This is a genomic window from Aminobacter sp. P4_H6_2 (assembly GCF_056400805.1).
Window position 1 is genome coordinate 1 of sequence record NZ_JBFUKO010000680.1, and the last position, 2,764, is coordinate 2,764.

At 60.4% G+C, this 2,764-nt stretch carries 3 protein-coding genes; 1 reads left to right on the forward strand and 2 read right to left on the reverse strand.

Going from position 1 to position 2,764, the window contains the following annotated elements; all coding sequences use genetic code 11:
- Both AC1DUU_RS28510 and AC1DUU_RS28515 read right to left on the reverse strand, forming a co-directional pair.
- On the reverse strand, positions 1-1,030 hold a 1,030-nt coding region (locus AC1DUU_RS28510), incomplete at its 3' end, for a SufD family Fe-S cluster assembly protein (protein ID WP_476786694.1).
- 171 nt (positions 1,031-1,201) lie between these two features.
- Complete coding sequence (locus AC1DUU_RS28515; RefSeq protein WP_476786695.1) at positions 1,202-2,365, reverse strand: cysteine desulfurase family protein; 1,164 nt, start codon at positions 2,363-2,365, stop codon at positions 1,202-1,204.
- Positions 2,366-2,583: 218 nt separating this feature from the next.
- On the opposite strand from AC1DUU_RS28515, the gene AC1DUU_RS28520 reads away from it, so the two are divergent.
- Positions 2,584-2,764: alpha/beta hydrolase (locus AC1DUU_RS28520; protein ID WP_476786696.1), on the forward strand; the 181-nt coding region annotated here is incomplete at its 3' end.

Below are 2,764 nucleotides of genomic sequence, written 5' to 3' on the forward strand. Positions count from 1 at the left end.
GGATGCAGCTTGGGTATTTCCAGGTGATCGCCGAGCCGGTCTCAACCTGGGTCCACGAGATCTTCGAACGGTCGCCACGGCAGTCGCCGCGCTTGGTGACGAAGTTGTAGATGCCGCCCTTGCCCTGGGCATCGCCCGGATACCAGTTCTGGACGGTCGAATACTTGATTTCGGCGTCGTCAAGCGCGACCAGCTCGACCACGGCGGCATGAAGCTGGTTCTCGTCGCGCTGGGGTGCAGTGCAGCCTTCGAGATAAGAGACGTAAGCCCCTTCCTCGGCGATGATCAGCGTGCGTTCGAACTGGCCGGTGTTCTTCTCGTTGATCCGGAAATAGGTCGACAGCTCCATCGGGCAGCGAACGCCCTTGGGCACGAACACGAAGGACCCGTCGGTGAAGACGGCCGAATTCAGCGTCGCGTAGTAGTTGTCTGTCGTCGGCACCACGGTGCCGAGATACTTCTTCACCAGCTCGGGGTGCTCGCGGATGGCTTCCGAGATCGAGCAGAAGATGACGCCGGCCTTGGCCAGCTCGTCCTTGAAGGTGGTGACGACAGACACCGAATCGAACACGGCGTCGACGGCGACGCGGCCCGACTTGTAGACATTGTCGCCAAGCTCATCGAGTTCGGGATCGACAGTCTTTTGAACGCCGGCGAGGATTTCCTGCTCGCGCAACGGAATGCCGAGCTTTTCGTAGACCTTCAGGATCTCGGGATCGACTTCGTCGAGTGAGGTCGGTCCGGGCGTGCTCTTGGGCGCCGCGTAGAAATAGATGTCCTGGAAGTCGATCTTAGGATAGTTGACGCGCGCCCAGTTCGGCTCGTCAAGCGTCAGCCAGCGGCGATAGGCGCCGAGACGCCATTCGAGCATCCATTCCGGTTCGCCCTTCTTGGCCGAGATGAAGCGGACAATGTCTTCGCTGAGGCCCTTGGGGGCCTTGTCCATCTCGATGAACGATTCGAAGCCGTATTTGTATTGGTCCACGTCGATCTTGCGGACCTGCTCGATCGTTTCCTGCACAGCAGGCATAGGCGTTCTCCATCCACGCCGGGGTCAAGGCCCGACAGTTTTCAAACTATGGCACCGCTGGTGCGGCGTAAGTTCCATATAGTGCATTCTTTCCGGAAATTCACCCGGAAGGCCGCCTCGCAGCGCCCTGACACACCCGTTCACTGGCCCTTGGGCCAAATTTCCCGCCTATCAGGCGGCTTTCGTACGGTCCGTGCGCCGCGCCAGAAGCGCTGCGAGAGCCGTTTCGAATTTTTCAATGTCCGCCTCGGACGTCTGCCGGCCGATCGAGACCCGCAACGCACCGAGATTGTCGGCAAAGCCCATCGCCTTCAGCACATGGCTGGGACCGACCTTGCCCGACGAACACGCGGAACCGGCGGAGAGCGCGACGCCACCCAGATCGAAGGCGATCTGCGCCGTCTCAGCCTTGATGCCCGGAATAGCGAAGAATGTCGTATTGGCAAGCCGCTCGGTGCCCTTTCCGAAGATTTCCGCATCGGAAACAAGCCGCGTGATCGTCTCTTCGATGCGATCACGCATGGCGTGCACCTTGTCGATTTCGRCCAGCCCTGCCAGAGCGTCTCGTGCAGCCGCGCCAAATCCAGCGATAGCTGGCAGGTTTTCGGTGCCGCCGCGATGGCCTTTCTCTTGCCCGCCGCCTGACACCAGAGGTGCCGGCATCATCAGATCGGCTTGGGCGACGATTGCGCCAGCGCCCTTAGGCCCACCGATCTTGTGCGAGGATAGAATCAGGTAATCCGCATAAGCCTCTGACATATCGAGAGGAACGCGCCCTGCTGCCTGGACGGCATCTGCGACCAGAACCCCACCCGCCGCCTTCACCAGCCTGGCGATATCGCGGAATGGCTGAATGACACCGGTCTCGTTGTTGGCGGAATGGATCGCCACGAGCGGCAAGCCTTCCGACTTATCGTGGGCAGCGAGCGCGGCCTCCAAAGCAGGGAGGTCTACGACACCGTTGCTGTCGACGCCAAGACGCGTGACGCGATCGGCAGGGAAACGTCCGCCGTTCAGCACGCAAGGATGATCGGCTTCGGTGACGTAGAGACGCGACATGCGCACAGCCCCCCGGCCCATGCGCCAATCAGGCGAAAGCAGCGTGGTCGCAGCCTCGGTGGCGCCTGAGGTGAACACCACATGCTCTGCTTTGGCGCCGACAAGGGCGGCGACATCGCGCCTGGCATCCTCGATGATCTTGCGGGCAGCCCTGCCCTCATTGTGCACGGACGACGGATTGGCCACCACATCGAGCGCYGCAACCACAGCAGCACGCGCTGCGGRCAGCAGCGGCGCACTGGCATTGTGGTCAAGATAGGCGCGTGGTCCGGCCATTTCGGTTCAATCTGCCCTGTCAAATCACGTTTGGGTGTAGGGACGCGCAATTTCCTTGAAATTCCAAGGCGAGCCGTCCTATCTACCCGCTTTGCCAAACGAGCGGTTTCGCCGCCCAGTTTTGAACAGTTCTAAACTAGCTTCTATGAAGACGCGTCGCTCGCGTCAAGGCTGGCCACAGGATTGTTTGATCGGCTTTGCGTCAAGTGGAGTATTCTATGCCAGAGGTCATTTTCACCGGTCCGGCGGGTCGCCTGGAAGGTCGTTATCAGCCGTCCAAGGAAAAGAACGCGCCGATCGCCATCATACTGCACCCTCACCCGCAGTTTGGCGGCACGATGAACAACAAGATCGTGTACGACCTCTTTTACATGTTCCAGAAGCGCGACTTCACCACGC